Here is a 15,595-nt window from a genome sequence, read left to right on the forward strand (position 1 = left end):
CCCGCGGTGCACGCTGCGGGCAGGCCCGGAGTCTAGGGCCAGCCGCTGGTGGGCGGCCGCAGGCCTGACCCCTCGGCACGCCCCTTGCGGACCCACGGCGTGCACCCCGCGGTGCTGAACCGCGCGACCAGCGGCCCGATGACCACGTCCTGCGCGTCGCTGCCGGCCTCCAGCAGGTTGCCGGCGTTGTCGTAGGTGCGCCAGGAGCAGCCGGCGCCGGCGACGCCGTTTGCCGCCGCGTAGACGCCCGGCGACATCTCCCTGGGAACCGCATACGTGCCGGGCGGGATGAACGGCCCGGTGGACCCGGGTGCGCCGGCCAGGACCGCCGCCGCGGCCTCGCATTTGCCGCGCGGAAACTCCTTGAGGCAATTGCGCCAGCCGTATGCGCCGGCGATCAGCGGATACATCCGTTCCACCTCGGCGTTGGGTTGCCACAACGAGCCATGCCGAACGCTCATACAGCGAATCGGCGTGTTCGAGTTCGAGAAGGTGGTCGTGTTGATTTCCTCACGGGCACACGGTGCGCCGATCGGTGGTCTGCCGTGGTCGGCTGCCAGAACCGCCGGCGGTCGTGGCTGTCCGAGTACGCCGGCCACATGGGCGGTGGACGGCGCCGATCGCCGTGCGTCGCTTGGCCGCGTCCCGGTGACGATGACCGACCCGGTCAGCATCATGGTCACGAGCGTCGGCACGACGACGGCGGCGCGCACCAGCCGATTGATCCGCGGCGCCGACGGCTTCCCGGCCGCCGGCCGACGGCGCCGCCGCTTGCGCCGATCCCCCTTGAGCGCCTTCGCGAAATCCCGGCAGCAGGCGAACCTGTCGGCGGGGTCTTTGGACAGCGCGCGGGCCAGCACGGCATCGAGGTGCGCCAGTTCCGGCTTGATGTCGCTCAGCTTGGGCGGGACCCCGTTGAGATGCTGGCCGATCACCACCGCGGGATTGCTGTGCCGAAACGGCGGTGACCCGGTCAGCAGATGAAACGCGGTGGCGGCCAACGCATATTGGTCGGCCCGCCCATCGATGGGGGCGTCCACTAGCTGCTCGGGTGCCGCGTAGCTCATGGTGCCGACGGCCATGTTCGTCACCGTCAGGCCGCTGATGTCGTCCAGCCGCCGGGCGATCCCGAAGTCCGCGAGCAGGATTCGCCGCCACCCACAGACCGGCTGGGTGATCAGAATGTTGCTGGGCTTCACATCGCGGTGCAGCAGGCCGCTGTCGTGTGCGTAGTCGAGGGCGTCGGCGATCGCGCTGACGATCTCGACGACCTCATCCTCCGGCATTCCGTCGGGATAACGCTCGTGCAGCAGCTTGGCGGCGTCGGGGCCGTCGACGTAATCCATCGAAATCCACAACTGGCCGTCGAATTCGCCCCGGTCGTGCAGGCCGACGATGTTCGGGTGCCACAGCGCCGCGGCCAGATCGGCCTCCCGGTTGAACCGCTCGCGGAACTCCGGGTCGGCTGACACGTCGGCGGGAAGCACCTTGAGCGCATCGCGGCGAGGCAATCTCGGGTGCTGGGCCAAATAGACCTCACCCATCCCGCCCGACCCAAGATGCCGGACGATGCGGAAACCGGCACACGTCATGTCGCTCGCCAACGGCATGGGCGAATACTACCGATGTAATTTGGGCCGTCGCAGCAGTCACCGCCGAGGCGCAATATGACTACTGATACAGGCGTGGCTTGTGGCGTTGATGTGGTAATTGATGCATTTGTCGTACTCTGTGGTTCGTGCCAGTGTCCCGGCGCGAGGTGCTCAAATGCGCGGCCGTGACGCCTGCCCTGATCGGTTTGGGCGTCGCGGCCTCGTCGCTGCGCGCCGCGATCGCCTCGGCCGGCCCACTGGGTGTGCTGTTGGACTATGCGGCCGGGGTGATCCCCGCCAGCGACATCAAGGCCGCCGGCGCGGCAGGGTCGATCCGCTACGTGTCCGATCGCCGGCCCGGCGGCGCCTGGATGCTCGGCAAGCCGATCCAACTGGCCGAAGCCCGTGACCTGTACGGCAATGGGCTCAAGATCGTGTCGTGCTACCAGTACGGCAAGCAGGACACCGCCGATTGGCTGGGCGGCCAGAATGCGGGTGTCGCGCACGCGAAGCGGGGCTGGCAGCTGCACACCGCCGCGGGCGGCCCCACCGGCGCGCCGATCTACGCCTCCATCGACGACGATCCGTCCTACGAGCAGTACAAGCAGCAGGTAGCGCCGTATTTGCGGGGCTGGGAGTCAGTGCTCGGCCATCAACGCGTCGGCGTCTACGCCAACTCGAAGACCATCGACTGGGCGCTGCAGGACGGCCTGGGCTCCTACTTCTGGCAGCACAACTGGGGTTCGCCGCGCGGATACACCCATCCGGCTGCCCACTTGCACCAGGTGGAGATCGACAAGCGCAGTGTCGGCGGCGTCGGGGTCGACATCAACCACATCTGCAAGCCGCAGTTCGGTCAGTGGGACTGACGCGACCGCTTTCACACCTGACTCGCGGGTAAGGTTCCAGCAAACTTTTGAAACGCCGTCTGGCGGCTCGATTTTCATCGCCGGCGGCGCGGCCCGGCGGACGACGCGCCGCGGCGCGCGCAGTGAAGCCGAAAATTCGAGCATAACGATTTGATAACAATACTGCCTTGATCTGCGCCGTTGTGCCTACTCGACCGTAACCACCTGCACGCAGCAGGTTTGTTCCGCGCGCTGGCGGGCGCGATTCCACGCAGTGTTACCCACGTAACCGCTACCCGTGCGTAGAACTCGCCAGTAACCGATCTGGCCGGAAAAATCCCAGGGTTCTTATGACACTCTTATTGCAGCCGATGCAGTCCACCGCCCCCTTGGGCCGGCCGCCGCGGCCCCCAGGTCAGCGGGGAATCGGCCGGATTCGACGGGGAATCAGACGACGCCCAGGGCAGCGCAGCTCTGAGAGACAAGCGATACGTACAGGGAGATACGCAACGTGACGATCCACGAGCACGACCGGGTGTCCGCCGAGCGCGACGGAGCGACCGCCGAGGCCACGCACGGCACCCACGCTCTGGTCGATCGTCTGACCGCCGGCGAGCCGTACGCGGTCGCGTTCGGTGGCCAGGGCAGCGCTTGGTTGGAGACCCTGGAGGAGCTGGTGTCCTCGGCCGGCATCGAGTCGGAGCTGGCGACGCTGGTCGGCGAGGTGGACCTGCTGCTCGAGCCCGTCGCCAAAGAGCTGGTCGTGGTGCGCCCCATCGGCTTTGAGCCGCTGAGCTGGGTGCGCGCGCTGGCCGCCGAGGACCCGGTTCCGTCGGCCAAGCAATTGACCTCGGCCGCAGTGTCCGTGCCCGGCGTGCTGCTCACCCAGATCGCCGCGGTACGCGCGCTGACGCGCCAGGGGATGGACCTGTCTGCGACGCCGCCGGTGGCCGTCGCCGGGCACTCGCAAGGCGTGCTGGGTGTCGAGTCGCTGAAGGCCGCCGGCGCCCGCGACGTCGAGCTGCTGGCCCTGGCGCAACTCATCGGCGCCGCCGGCACCCTGGTTGCGCGCCGGCGTGGCATCTCGATCCTCGGCGACCGCCCGCCGATGGTGTCGGTGACCAACGCCGACCCCGAGCGCATCTACCGGCTGCTCGAAGAGTTCGCCCAAGATGTTCGGACCGTGTTGCCGCCGGTGCTGTCCATCCGCAACGGCCGCCGATCGGTCGTCATCACCGGAACCCCCGAGCAGCTGTCGCGCTTCGAGCTCTACTGCAAGCAGATCTCGGACAAAGAGGAAGCCGACCGCAAGAACAAGATCCGCGGCGGCGACGTGTTCGCGCCGGTTTTCGAGCCGGTCCAGGTCGAGGTGGGTTTCCACACGCCGCGGCTCTCCGACGGCATCGACCTCGTCGGCGGCTGGGCCGAAAAGGTCGGCATCGACGTCGAGCTGGCGCGCGCGATGACCGAAGCCATCCTTGTCCAACCTGTCGACTGGGTCGACGAGGTGGTCTCGCTGCACGAGGCCGGCGCCCGCTGGATCCTTGACCTGGGTCCCGGCGACATCCTGACCCGGCTGACCGCGCCGGTGATCCGCGGCCTGGGCATCGGCATCGTGCCGGCGGCCACCCGAGGCGGCCAGCGCAACCTGTTCACCATCGGCGCCGTGCCCGAGGTGGCACGCCCGTGGTCGAGTTACGCCCCGTCCGTGGTGCAGCTGCCCGACGGCCGGATCAAGCTCTCGACGAAGTTCACCCGGCTCACCGGCCGCTCGCCGATCCTGCTGGCCGGCATGACGCCGACCACCGTCGACGCCAAGATCGTCGCCGCCGCGGCCAACGCCGGGCACTGGGCCGAGCTGGCGGGCGGCGGGCAGGTCACCGAAGAGATCTTCAACGACCGCATCGACGAACTGGGCGGTTTGCTCGAGCCCGGCCGCACGTATCAGTTCAACGCGCTGTTCCTCGACCCGTATCTGTGGAAGCTGCAGGTCGGCGGAAAACGCTTGGTGCAGAAGGCCCGTCAGTCCGGCGCGCCGATCGACGGGTTGGTGGTGTCCGCCGGCATCCCCGAGCTTGAAGAGGCCGTCGAGCTGATCGACGAGCTGAACGAGATCGGCATCAGCCACGTGGTGTTCAAGCCCGGCACCGTCGAGCAGATCCGCTCGGTCATCCGCATCGCCACCGAGGTGCCGACCAAGCCGGTGATCATGCACATCGAGGGCGGGCGCGCCGGCGGGCATCACTCCTGGGAAGACCTCGACGACCTGCTGCTGGCGACGTACTCCGAATTGCGGTCGCGGCCCAACATCACCGTCTGCGTCGGCGGCGGCATCGGCACCCCGGAGCGGGCGGCCGAATACCTCTCCGGGCGCTGGGCGCAGGCGTACGGTTTCCCGCTGATGCCGGTCGACGGCATCCTCGTCGGCACCGCGGCGATGGCCACGCTCGAGTCCACCACTTCGCCGTCGGTCAAGCGGATGCTGGTCGAAACCCAGGGCACCGACCAGTGGATCAGCGCCGGAAAAGCCCAGGGCGGCATGGCATCCAGCCGCAGCCAGCTCGGCGCCGACATCCACGAGATCGACAACACCGCCTCCCGGTGCGGACGGCTGCTCGACGAGGTCGCCGGCGACGCCGAGGCAGTCGCCAAGCGCCGCGACGAGATCATCGCCGCGCTGAACAAAACCGCCAAGCCGTATTTCGGCGACGTCGGCGAGATGACCTACCTGCAGTGGCTGCAGCGCTACGTCGAACTGACCATCGGCGAAGGCAATTCGACCGCCGACACCGCTTCGCCGGGCAGCCCATGGCTGGCCGACACCTGGCGCGACCGCTTCCAGCAGATGCTGCAGCGCGCCGAAGCGCGTTTGCATCCCAAGGATTTCGGCCCGATCGAGACACTGTTCGGCGACTCGGAGTTGCTCGAACGCCCCGACCAAGCGATCGATGCGCTGCTGGCCCATTACCCCGACGCGTCAAGCGTGCAGCTGCACCCCGCCGACGTCCCGTTCTTCGTCACGCTGTGCAAGACGCTGGGCAAGCCGGTCAACTTCGTGCCCGTCATCGACAAGGACGTCCGCCGTTGGTGGCGCAGCGATTCGCTGTGGCAGGCGCACGACGCCCGCTACGACGCCGACCAGGTGTGCATCATCCCCGGCACCGCGTCGGTGGCCGGCATCACCCGGATGGACGAGCCCGTCGGCGAGCTGCTCGACCGCTTCGAGCAGGCCGCCATCGACGAGGTGCTCGCATCCAACGGTCAACCGGCGCCGGTGACCGCGCGCCGGCAGGGCCGCACCGACGTGACCGGGCCGCTGGCCGTCGTCCTCGACGCCCCCGACGTGCTGTGGGCCGGCCGCGCCGCCACCAACCCGGTACATCGCATCGCCGATCCCGCAGACTGGCAGGTGCACGAAAACCGCACCGCCACACACTCTTCCACCGGAGCACGGCTGCAAACTGACGGCGAGCAGGTGGTGTTGAGCGTGCCGATCTCCGGCACCTGGATCGACATCCGCTTCACGTTGCCCGCCTGCACCGCCGACGGCGGAACCCCGGTCATCGACACCGACGACGCGGCCGCCGCGATGCGGTCGGTGCTGGCGATCGCCGCCGGCGTCGACGGGCCCGACGCCCTGCCCGCGGTGCACCGCCCGGCGACGATGCAGAGCGCGAAGCGCGATGAGGAGGAGGCGGGCAATTACTGCGGGACGGCCACCGTCACCGTCGACTGGAACCCCGAGCGGGTCGCCGACCACACCGGCGTCACCGCCACCTTCGGCGAGCCGCTGGCCCCCGGCCTGACCACCGTGCCCGACGCGCTGGTCGGCAGCTGCTGGCCCGCCGTGTTCGCCGCCATTGGCTCGGCCGTCACCGACACCGGTGTCCCGGTCGTCGAGGGCCTGCTGAGCCTGGTGCACCTGGACCACGCTGCACACCTGGTCGGCAAGCTGCCCACGGTGCCGACCGAATTGAGTGTCACCGCAACGGCTTCCACCGCCACCGACACCGAGGTCGGCCGGGTCGTCCCGGTATCGGTGACCGTCGCCGACGCCGACGGCAAGACGCTGGCCACCCTCGAGGAGCGCTTCGCGATCCGCGGCCGCACCGGTGTCGCCGAGCTGACCGACCCGCTGCGTGCCGGCGGCGCGGTGTCCGACAACGCCACCGACACGCCGAGGCGCCGCCGCCGCGATGTCACGCTGGCCGCACCGGTCGACATGCGCCCGTTCGCGGTGGTCTCCGGCGACCACAACCCGATCCACACCGACCGGGCCGCCGCGCTGCTGGCCGGACTGGAATCGCCGATCGTGCACGGGATGTGGCTCTCGGCCGCGGCCCAGCACGTGGTGACAGCCACCGACGGCAAGGCCCGCCCGCCGGCGCGGCTCGTCGGCTGGACCGCGCGCTTCTTGGGCATGGTCCGCCCCGGCGACGAGGTGGACTTCCGGGTCGACCGGGTCGGAATCGACCAGGGCGCAGAGGTTTTGGAGGTCAGTGCAAAGATTGGCCCGGATCTCGTCATGTCGGCGACGGCCCGGTTGGCAGCGCCCAAGACCGTCTATGCGTTTCCCGGCCAGGGCATCCAGCACAAGGGTATGGGCATGGAGGTCCGGGCCCGCTCCAAGGCTGCCCGCAAGGTCTGGGACTCGGCGGACAAGTTCACCCGCGAAACCTTGGGCTTCTCGGTGCTGCACGTGGTGCGCGACAACCCGACCAGCATCATCGCGTCGGGCGTGCACTACCAGCACCCCGAGGGCGTGCTGTACCTGACCCAGTTCACCCAGGTCGCGATGGCGACCGTGGCCGCTGCCCAGGTCGCCGAAATGCGCGAGCAGGGCGCGTTCGTGGAAGGCGCCATCGCCTGCGGGCACTCCGTCGGCGAATACACCGCGCTGGCCTGCGTCACCGGCATCTACGAGCTGGAAGCGTTGCTGGAGATGGTGTTCCACCGCGGCTCCAAGATGCACGACATCGTGCCGCGCGACGAGCTCGGCCGCTCCAACTACCGGCTCGCCGCGATCCGCCCGTCGCAGATCGACCTCGCCGACGCCGACGTGCCTGGGTTCGTCGCCGAGATCGCCGAGCGCACCGGGGAATTCCTGGAGATCGTCAACTTCAACCTGCGCGGCTCGCAGTACGCGATCGCCGGCACCGTCCGCGGCCTCGAAGAACTGGAGGCCGAGGTCGAGCGGCGACGCGAAATCACCGGCGGCAAGCGGTCTTTCATCCTGGTGCCTGGCATCGACGTCCCGTTCCACTCGCGGGTGTTGCGGGTCGGCGTGGCCGAGTTCCGCCGGTCGCTGGACCGGGTCATGCCGCGCGACGCGGATCCCGACCTGATCATCGGCCGCTACATCCCGAACCTGGTCCCGCGCCCGTTCACGCTCGACCGCGACTTCATCCAGGAGATCCGCGATCTGGTGCCGGCTGAGCCGCTCGATCCGATCCTCGCCGACTACGACACCTGGCGTCGCGAGCGGCCCCGCGAGATGGCGCGCACCGTCTTCATCGAGCTGTTGGCCTGGCAGTTCGCCAGCCCGGTGCGCTGGATCGAAACCCAGGACCTGCTGTTCACCGAGGAGGCCGCCGGCGGCCTGGGGGTGGAGCGCTTCGTCGAGATCGGCGTGAAGTCCGCGCCGACCGTCGCCGGGCTCGCCACCAACACCCTCAAGCTGCCCGAATACGCGCATTCCACAGTCGAAGTGCTCAACGCCGAGCGTGACGCCGCGGTGCTGTTCGCCACCGACACCGACCCTGAGCCGGAGCCGGAGATCGAGGAAGCGGAGCCCACTGCGGAATCTGCTGCGCCGCAAGCCGATGCGGCCCCGGCGCCCGCGCCGGCTACGGCCCCGTCCGGGGCTCCGCGACCCGACGACATTCCGTTCGACGCGGCCGACGCCACGCTGGCGCTGATCGCGCTGTCAGCCAAGATGCGCATCGACCAGATCGAGCCGCTGGATTCCATCGAGTCGATCACCGACGGCGCGTCGTCACGGCGTAACCAGCTGCTGGTCGACCTGGGCTCGGAGCTGAACCTGGGCGCCATCGACGGCGCCGCCGAGGCCGATCTGGCCGGGCTGCGCTCGCAGGTCACCAAGCTGGCCCGCACCTACAAACCTTTCGGCCCGGTGCTTTCCGACGCGATCAACGACCAGCTGCGCACCGCGTTCGGCCCGTCGGGCAAGCGACCGGCCGCCATCGCCGAGCGGGTCAAGAAGACCTGGGAACTCGGCGACGGCTGGGTCAAGCACGTCACCGTCGAGGTCGCGCTGGGCACCCGCGAGGGCACCAGCGTGCGCGGCGGCGCACTGGGCCACCTGCACGAGGGTGCACTGGCCGACGCCGCTTCCGTCGACAAGGTCATCGACGCCGCGGTGGCGGCAGTGGCTGCGCGCCACGGGGTTTCGGTGGCGCTGCCGTCGTCCGGCGGCGGCGGGGCGACCGTCGACGCCGCGGCGCTCTCCGAATTCACCGACCAGATCACCGGCCGCGACGGCGTTCTCGCCTCGGCGGCCCGCCTGGTGCTCAACCAGCTCGGACTCGACGACCCGATCAGCGCGCCGGCGACAGCCACCGACGCTGAACTGATCGACCTGGTCACCGCCGAACTCGGCGCGGACTGGCCGCGGCTGGTGGCGCCGGCCTTCGACGCCAAGAAGGCCGTCGTGTTCGACGACCGATGGGCCAGCGCCCGCGAAGATTTGGTCAAGCTGTGGCTGGCCGACGACGACGACATCGACGCCGACTGGGCGCGCCTCTCCGAACGGTTCGAGGGGGCCGGACACGTAGTGGCGACCCAGGCCACCTGGTGGCAGGGCAAGGCGCTGGCCGCCGGGCGGCAGATCCACGCGTCGCTGTACGGCCGGATCGCCGCCGGCGCGGAGAACCCCGATAAGGGCCGCTACAGCGACGAGGTCGCCGTGGTGACCGGCGCGTCGAAGGGCTCGATCGCCGCATCCGTCGTCGGCCAGCTGCTCGACGGTGGCGCCACCGTCATTGCGACGACCTCGCGCCTGGACGACGAGCGGCTGGCGTTCTACCGCGCGCTGTATCGCGACCACGCCCGCTACGACGCCGCGCTGTGGGTGGTGCCGGCCAACATGGCGTCCTACTCGGACATCGACGCGCTGGTCGACTGGGTGGGCAGCGAGCAGACCGAAAGCCTTGGGCCGCTGTCGATTCACGTCAAGGACGCGCAGACCCCGACGCTGCTGTTCCCGTTCGCGGCGCCGCGGGTCGCCGGCGACCTGTCGGAGGCCGGGTCGCGCGCCGAGATGGAGATGAAGGTGCTGCTGTGGGCCGTGCAGCGGCTCATCGGCGGGCTGTCGGCCATCGGCGCCGAGCGCGACATCGCCTCGCGGCTGCACGTGGTGCTTCCGGGCTCGCCCAACCGCGGCATGTTCGGCGGCGACGGCGCCTACGGCGAAGCCAAGTCGGCGCTCGACGCCGTGGTCACCCGCTGGCACGCCGAGTCGTCGTGGGCACAGCGGGTCAGCCTGGCGCACGCGCTGATCGGCTGGACCCGCGGCACCGGGCTGATGGGACACAACGACGCGATCGTCAGCGCCGTCGAAGAAGCCGGTGTCACAACGTATTCCACCGACGAGATGGCCGCCATGTTGCTGGGGCTGTGCGACATCGAGTCCAAGGCGGCCGCCGCCAACGCGCCGCTGAAGGTCGATCTCACCGGTGGGCTCGGCGATGTCGAGCTGGACATGGCGGAGCTGGCCGCCAAGGCCCGCGAGGAGATGACGTCCGAGGCCGCGGCCGAGGACGACGCCGCGCCCGAGGGCACCATCGCCGCGCTGCCGTCGCCGCCGCGCGGTTACACGCCGGCGCCGCCGCCGGAGTGGGACGACCTCGACGTCGACCCGGCCGACCTGGTGGTCATCGTCGGTGGCGCGGAGCTCGGGCCGTACGGCTCGTCGCGCACCCGCTTCGAGATGGAAGTGGAAAACGAGCTGTCGGCTGCCGGGGTGCTGGAGCTGGCCTGGACCACCGGTCTCATCCGCTGGGAAGACGATCCCCAACCCGGTTGGTACGACACGGAATCCGGCGAACTCGTCGACGAAGCCGAGCTTATCGAGCGCTACCACGACGCGGTGGTGGAGCGCGTCGGGATCCGCGAGTGGGTCGACGACGGCTCGATCGACCCCGACCACGCCTCACCGCTGCTGGTGAGTGTGTTCCTGGACAAGGACTTCACGTTCGTGGTGTCGTCGGAGGCCGAGGCGCGCGCGTTCGTGCAGTTCGACCCCGAGCACACCGTCATCCGGCCGGTGCCCGACTCCACCGACTGGCAGGTGACTCGCAAGGTGGGCACCGAGATTCGGGTGCCGCGCAAGAACAAGCTGTCGCGCATTGTCGGCGGCCAGATCCCGACCGGCTTCGACCCGACGGTCTGGGGCATTCCGCCGGACCTGGCCAGCTCGATCGACCGGCTGGCGGTGTGGAACATCGTCGCCACCGTCGATGCGTTCCTGTCCGCCGGGTTCAGCCCGGCCGAGGTGATGCGCTACGTGCACCCGACGCTGGTGGCCAACACGATGGGCACCGGCATGGGCGGCGGCACCTCGATGCAGACCATGTACCACGGAAACCTGTTGGGCCGCAGCAAGCCCAACGACATCTTCCAGGAAGTGCTGCCGAATATCGTTGCCGCGCACGTGGTTCAGTCCTATGTCGGTAGCTACGGCGCGATGATCCATCCGGTCGCCGCGTGCGCGACGGCCGCGGTGTCGGTCGAGGAGGGCGTCGACAAGATCCGGCTGGGCAAGGCCGAACTGGTGGTGGCCGGCGGCATCGACGACCTGACGCTGGAAGGCATCATCGGCTTCGGTGACATGGCGGCCACTGCCGACACCGGCATGATGCGCGGCCGGGGGATCAGCGACTCGAAGTTCTCGCGGCCCAACGACCGGCGCCGGCTGGGCTTTGTGGAAGCCCAGGGCGGCGGCACCATCCTGCTCGCCCGTGGCGACCTGGCTTTGAAGATGGGTCTGCCGGTGTTGGCCGTGGTGGGCTTCGCGCAGTCGTTCGGCGACGGGGTGCACACGTCGATTCCCGCGCCTGGCCTCGGTGCGCTGGGCGCCGGTCGTGGCGGCAAGGACTCGCCGCTGGCCCGCGCGCTGGCCAAGCTCGGCGTCGGCGCCGACGACGTCGCGGTGATCTCCAAGCACGACACCTCGACGCTGGCCAACGATCCCAACGAGACGGAACTGCATGAGCGGCTTGCCGATTCGCTCGGCCGCTCGCCCGGCGCGCCGCTGTTCATCGTGTCGCAGAAGAGCCTGACCGGGCACGCCAAGGGCGGCGCGGCGGTCTTCCAGATGATGGGGCTGTGCCAGATCCTGCGCGACGGCGTCATCCCGCCCAACCGCAGCCTGGATTGCGTCGACGACGAGCTGGCCGGCTCCGGGCACTTCGTCTGGGTCCGCGACACGCTGCGGCTCGGCGGCAAGTTGCCGCTCAAGGCCGGCCTGGTGACCAGCCTGGGCTTCGGGCACGTGTCAGGCCTGATCGCGCTGGTGCACCCGCAGGCGTTCCTGGCCACGCTGAGCCCGGAACAGCGCGACGAGTACCGGCAGCGCGCCGATGCCCGGCTGCTGGCCGGTCAGCGGCGGCTGGCGTCGGCGATCGCCGGCGGCAAGCCCATGTACGAGCGGCCCGCCGACCGTCGTTTCGACCACGCGACGGCGGAAAAGCCACAGGAAGCGGCGATGCTGCTCGACGCGGCGGCGCGGCTGGGCGACGGGGACGTCTACCAGCGGTGAGCATCGTCGGAGTGGGGATCGACTTGGTTTCCATCCCGGAGTTTGCCGACCAGGTCGATCAGCCCGGCACGGTGTTCGCGGAAACCTTCACACCCGGTGAGCGGCGCGACGCCTCAGACAAGAGCTCGTCGGCGGCGCGGCACCTGGCCGCCCGCTGGGCGGCGAAGGAGGCGGTGATCAAGGCGTGGTCGGGCTCGCGGTTCGCGCAGCGGCCGGTGCTGCCGGAGGGCATTCATCGCGACATCGAGGTGGTCACCGACATGTGGGGCCGGCCGCGGGTCCGGCTGACCGGTGCCATTGCCGAGCACTTGAAAGACGTGACGATCCACGTATCGCTGACCCACGAGAAGGACACCGCCGCCGCGGTAGCCATCCTCGAGATTTCGTAAGCGTCAGCGTGCGTGTCGGCGGGTCTACGCACGCTCGCGCGGGATTGGCGACCCGCTAGCCTCGAAACCATGAGCGATTTGGCCGAGCGCGTCCGCGAGGTGCTGCCGTCGGTGCGACGGGACCTGGAGGACCTTGTGCGCATCGAGTCGGTGTGGGCCGACCCGGCCCGGCGCGAAGAGGTGCACCGCAGCGCCCAGGCCGTTGCAGACCTGTTGGCACAGGCCGGTTTTGGTGACATACAGATCGTCAGCGCAGACGGTGCTCCGGCGGTCATCGCCCGGCATCCGGCGCCGCCCGGAGCGCCCACTGTGCTGCTCTACGCCCATCACGACGTGCAGCCCGAAGGTGACCATTCCCAATGGGTGTCGCCGCCGTTCGAGCCGACCGAGCGCGACGGCCGGCTCTACGGCCGCGGCACCGCCGACGACAAGGCCGGCATCGCAACGCATTTGGCGGCGTTTCGGGCACACGACGGCAAACCACCGGTCGGTGTGACGGTATTCGTCGAAGGGGAGGAGGAATCCGGGTCGCCGTCGCTACGACGGCTGCTGGCCGCCCATCGCGATACCCTGGCCGCCGACGTGATCGTGATCGCCGACTCCGACAACTGGAGCACCGACGTTCCCTCGCTGACGGTGTCGTTGCGCGGTCTGGCCGACTGCGTGGTCGAAGTGGCCACTCTCGATCACGGACTGCACTCCGGCCTGTGGGGCGGCGTCGTTCCGGACGCGCTGAGCGTGCTGGTGCGGCTTTTGGCCAGCCTGCACGACGACGACGGCAACGTGGCGGTGGCCGGTTTGCACGAAAGTGCCGTTGCCGCCGTCGATTACCCCGCCGAGCGGGTGCGATCCGAGACCGGGCTGCTCGACGGTGTCAGCGAGATTGGTTCCGGCTCAGTGCCGCAACGACTTTGGGGCAAGCCAGCGATCACGGTCATCGGCATCGACACCACATCGATTGCGGCGTCGTCGAACACGCTGATCCCGCGCGCTCGCGCCAAGGTGAGCATGCGGGTCGCTCCCGGCGGCAACGCCGAAGCGCACCTCGAGGCGCTGCGCACCCATCTGGAGCAGCACGCACCGTGGGGCGCGCACGTGACCGTCACGCCCGGTGATGTCGGTCAGCCGTACGCCATCGACGCCAGCGGGCGCGTCTACGACGCCGCGCGCGCCGCGTTCCGGCAGGCCTGGGGCACCGAGCCCGTCGACATGGGAATGGGCGGGTCGATTCCGTTCATCGCGGAGTTCGCCACCGCATTCCCGCAGGCCACAATCCTGGTCACCGGGGTCGAGGACCCGGCCACGCAGGCGCACAGCGTCAACGAGAGCCTGCACCTCGGGGTGCTGGAACGGGCGGCGATCACCGAAGCGCTGCTGTTGGCCAACCTGGCCTAGACCGACAGGTCGCGCCGCAGTTTGGCCACGTGGCCGGTGGCCTTGACGTTGTACTGCGCGACGGCGATCTTGCCCTTCTCGTCGACCACAAACGTCGAGCGGATGACGCCCTGGGTTTCCCTGCCGTACAGCTTCTTCAGCCCGTACGCGCCCCACGCGGTCAGCACCTTGCGGTCAGGGTCGGACAGCAGCGGAAACGTCAGCCCTTCGGCGTCGCGGAATTTAGCCAGCTTGGCCGGTTTGTCAGGGGAGATGCCGACGACGTCGATGCCGGCGTCGTTGAGTTCGCGCAGATTGTCGCGAAAGTCACAAGCCTGCTTGGTGCATCCGGGCGTCAACGCGGCCGGGTAGAAGTACACGACGACGCGACGGCCGCGGTAGTCGGCCAGCGACACCGTGTTGCCGTCGGCGTCGGGCAGGCTGAAAGCGGGAGCTTTGTCGCCGGGTTGCAGGCGTGGAGTCTCGGTCAACACGGTCCCTTTCTACTCACCGGAGCATCGGCCCAGCGCCGGCTGCCATTAGGGTAGTGCGGGTGCGCCCGGGCCAAGCCTCAGGTGCAGGAGGACAGGGAGGACAACAGTGGCGGACCGGGATCCCGACACCATCAAGCAGGAGATCGACCAGGCCCGCGAACAGCTGGCCTCGACCGTCGATTCACTGGCTGAGCGGGCCAATCCCCGCCGCATCGCCGACGACGCCAAGGCCCGGGCGATCGCGTTCGTCAAGAAGCCCGCGGTGGCCGTCTCACTGGCCGGTATCGCGGCTCTGGCCGCCGTGCTGGTGGTCCGCAGGATCCGCAACCGCTGAGCCGCTAGCCGCAGCCCTACAGCTCATCTCGAAGTTCCACGATCGTGACAGCATCGCCTGCGAGCCAGAATGGACTGTGATCCAGTGCTACACTGATTCACATGACCACGAGGAACATTACCCTATCGATGCCGGACGAACTCGTCCGTCGTGCGAAAATCCTCGCCGCGCAACGCGATACCTCCGTGTCCGGACTGGTGGCGCGGCTGCTGGAACAGCTTGTCGGTGACGTCCGCGACTATGACGACGTCGCGGCGCAAGAGCACCGCTTGATGCAGGAAGGCATCGGCTTGCGGGTGGGCGACATCGCCTGGTCACGCGACGAGGTCCATGAGCGCTGACCTATGGAGTTCGTCGACACGAATGTCCTTCTATACGCCTACGACACCGCGGCAGGACAGCGTCATGACGCGGCCGCCGACCTTGTCGCCCGTCTCTGGCGCGAGAGAAACGGTGCAATCAGCGTGCAGGTGCTGCAGGAGTTCTTCGTCAATGCCACCCAGAAGGTCGCTGCGCCGCTCACACCCGAGGCAGCGATCGACCGGCTTCGCAGCTTGTCCCGGTGGCGCGTCCATTCGCCGCTGGCGGACGATGTGGTTGCCGCGGCCTCGTTGTCGCAACGGCATCAGCTGTCATTCTGGGATGCGATGATTGTGCGCAGCGCCACCGAGCTTCGCTGCGGCACCCTTTGGTCGGAGGACCTCAACGACGGCCAGCTCATCGAAGGTGTTCGTGTGCGCAATCCGTTCGAGTGAGCCGCCATAGCGCTCAAAGGGTGTGGCTGCG

9 protein-coding genes are annotated in these 15,595 nt (G+C 69.0%); 7 read left to right on the forward strand and 2 right to left on the reverse strand.

Going from position 1 to position 15,595, the window contains the following annotated elements; translation table 11 throughout:
- Positions 1–32: 32 nt before the first annotated feature.
- Positions 33–1,610: a serine/threonine-protein kinase gene (locus tag G6N47_RS16455; protein WP_083131482.1), complete on the reverse strand. Its 1,578-nt coding sequence runs from the start codon at positions 1,608–1,610 to the stop codon at positions 33–35.
- 128 nt (positions 1,611–1,738) lie between these two features.
- On the opposite strand from G6N47_RS16455, the gene G6N47_RS16460 reads away from it, so the two are divergent.
- From G6N47_RS16460 to G6N47_RS16475, 4 genes are all read left to right on the forward strand, one after another.
- A complete protein-coding gene (locus tag G6N47_RS16460; RefSeq protein ID WP_083131483.1) occupies positions 1,739–2,461 on the forward strand; it encodes a DUF1906 domain-containing protein in 723 nt (240 codons plus the stop codon).
- A 490-nt stretch (positions 2,462–2,951) separates the two neighbouring features.
- The gene (locus tag G6N47_RS16465) at positions 2,952–12,218 is read left to right on the forward strand and encodes a type I polyketide synthase (protein ID WP_083131484.1); all 9,267 of its coding nucleotides are present in this window, start codon (positions 2,952–2,954) and stop codon (positions 12,216–12,218) included.
- Positions 12,215–12,607, forward strand: a complete 393-nt coding sequence (gene acpS, locus G6N47_RS16470; protein WP_083131485.1) for a holo-ACP synthase AcpS — start codon at positions 12,215–12,217, stop codon at positions 12,605–12,607. The genes G6N47_RS16465 and acpS overlap by 4 nt, the downstream gene beginning before the upstream one ends.
- Positions 12,608–12,676: 69 nt before the next feature.
- Positions 12,677–14,002, forward strand: coding sequence for a dipeptidase (locus tag G6N47_RS16475; RefSeq protein ID WP_083131486.1), 1,326 nt, complete (start codon positions 12,677–12,679; stop codon positions 14,000–14,002).
- Here G6N47_RS16475 and bcp read toward each other — a convergent pair.
- Positions 13,999–14,472: a thioredoxin-dependent thiol peroxidase gene (gene bcp / locus G6N47_RS16480; RefSeq protein ID WP_083131638.1), complete on the reverse strand. Its 474-nt coding sequence runs from the start codon at positions 14,470–14,472 to the stop codon at positions 13,999–14,001. The genes G6N47_RS16475 and bcp overlap by 4 nt on opposite strands.
- A 109-nt stretch (positions 14,473–14,581) precedes the next feature.
- Between bcp and G6N47_RS16485 the strand changes: the two genes are divergently transcribed.
- From G6N47_RS16485 to G6N47_RS16495, 3 genes are all read left to right on the forward strand, one after another.
- Positions 14,582–14,809 carry a DUF3618 domain-containing protein gene (locus G6N47_RS16485; RefSeq protein ID WP_062538427.1) on the forward strand — a complete coding sequence of 76 codons (228 nt, stop codon included), beginning with the start codon at positions 14,582–14,584 and terminating at the stop codon, positions 14,807–14,809.
- Positions 14,810–14,937: 128 nt separating this feature from the next.
- The gene (locus G6N47_RS16490; RefSeq protein ID WP_232080224.1) at positions 14,938–15,150 is read left to right on the forward strand and encodes a hypothetical protein; all 213 of its coding nucleotides are present in this window, start codon (positions 14,938–14,940) and stop codon (positions 15,148–15,150) included.
- 3 nt (positions 15,151–15,153) lie between these two features.
- Positions 15,154–15,564, forward strand: coding sequence for a PIN domain-containing protein (locus tag G6N47_RS16495; protein ID WP_083131488.1), 411 nt, complete (start codon positions 15,154–15,156; stop codon positions 15,562–15,564).
- Positions 15,565–15,595 lie beyond the last annotated feature (31 nt).

Source organism: Mycobacterium branderi (assembly GCF_010728725.1).
In the GTDB taxonomy this organism is placed as follows: Bacteria; Actinomycetota; Actinomycetes; order Mycobacteriales; family Mycobacteriaceae; genus Mycobacterium; species Mycobacterium branderi.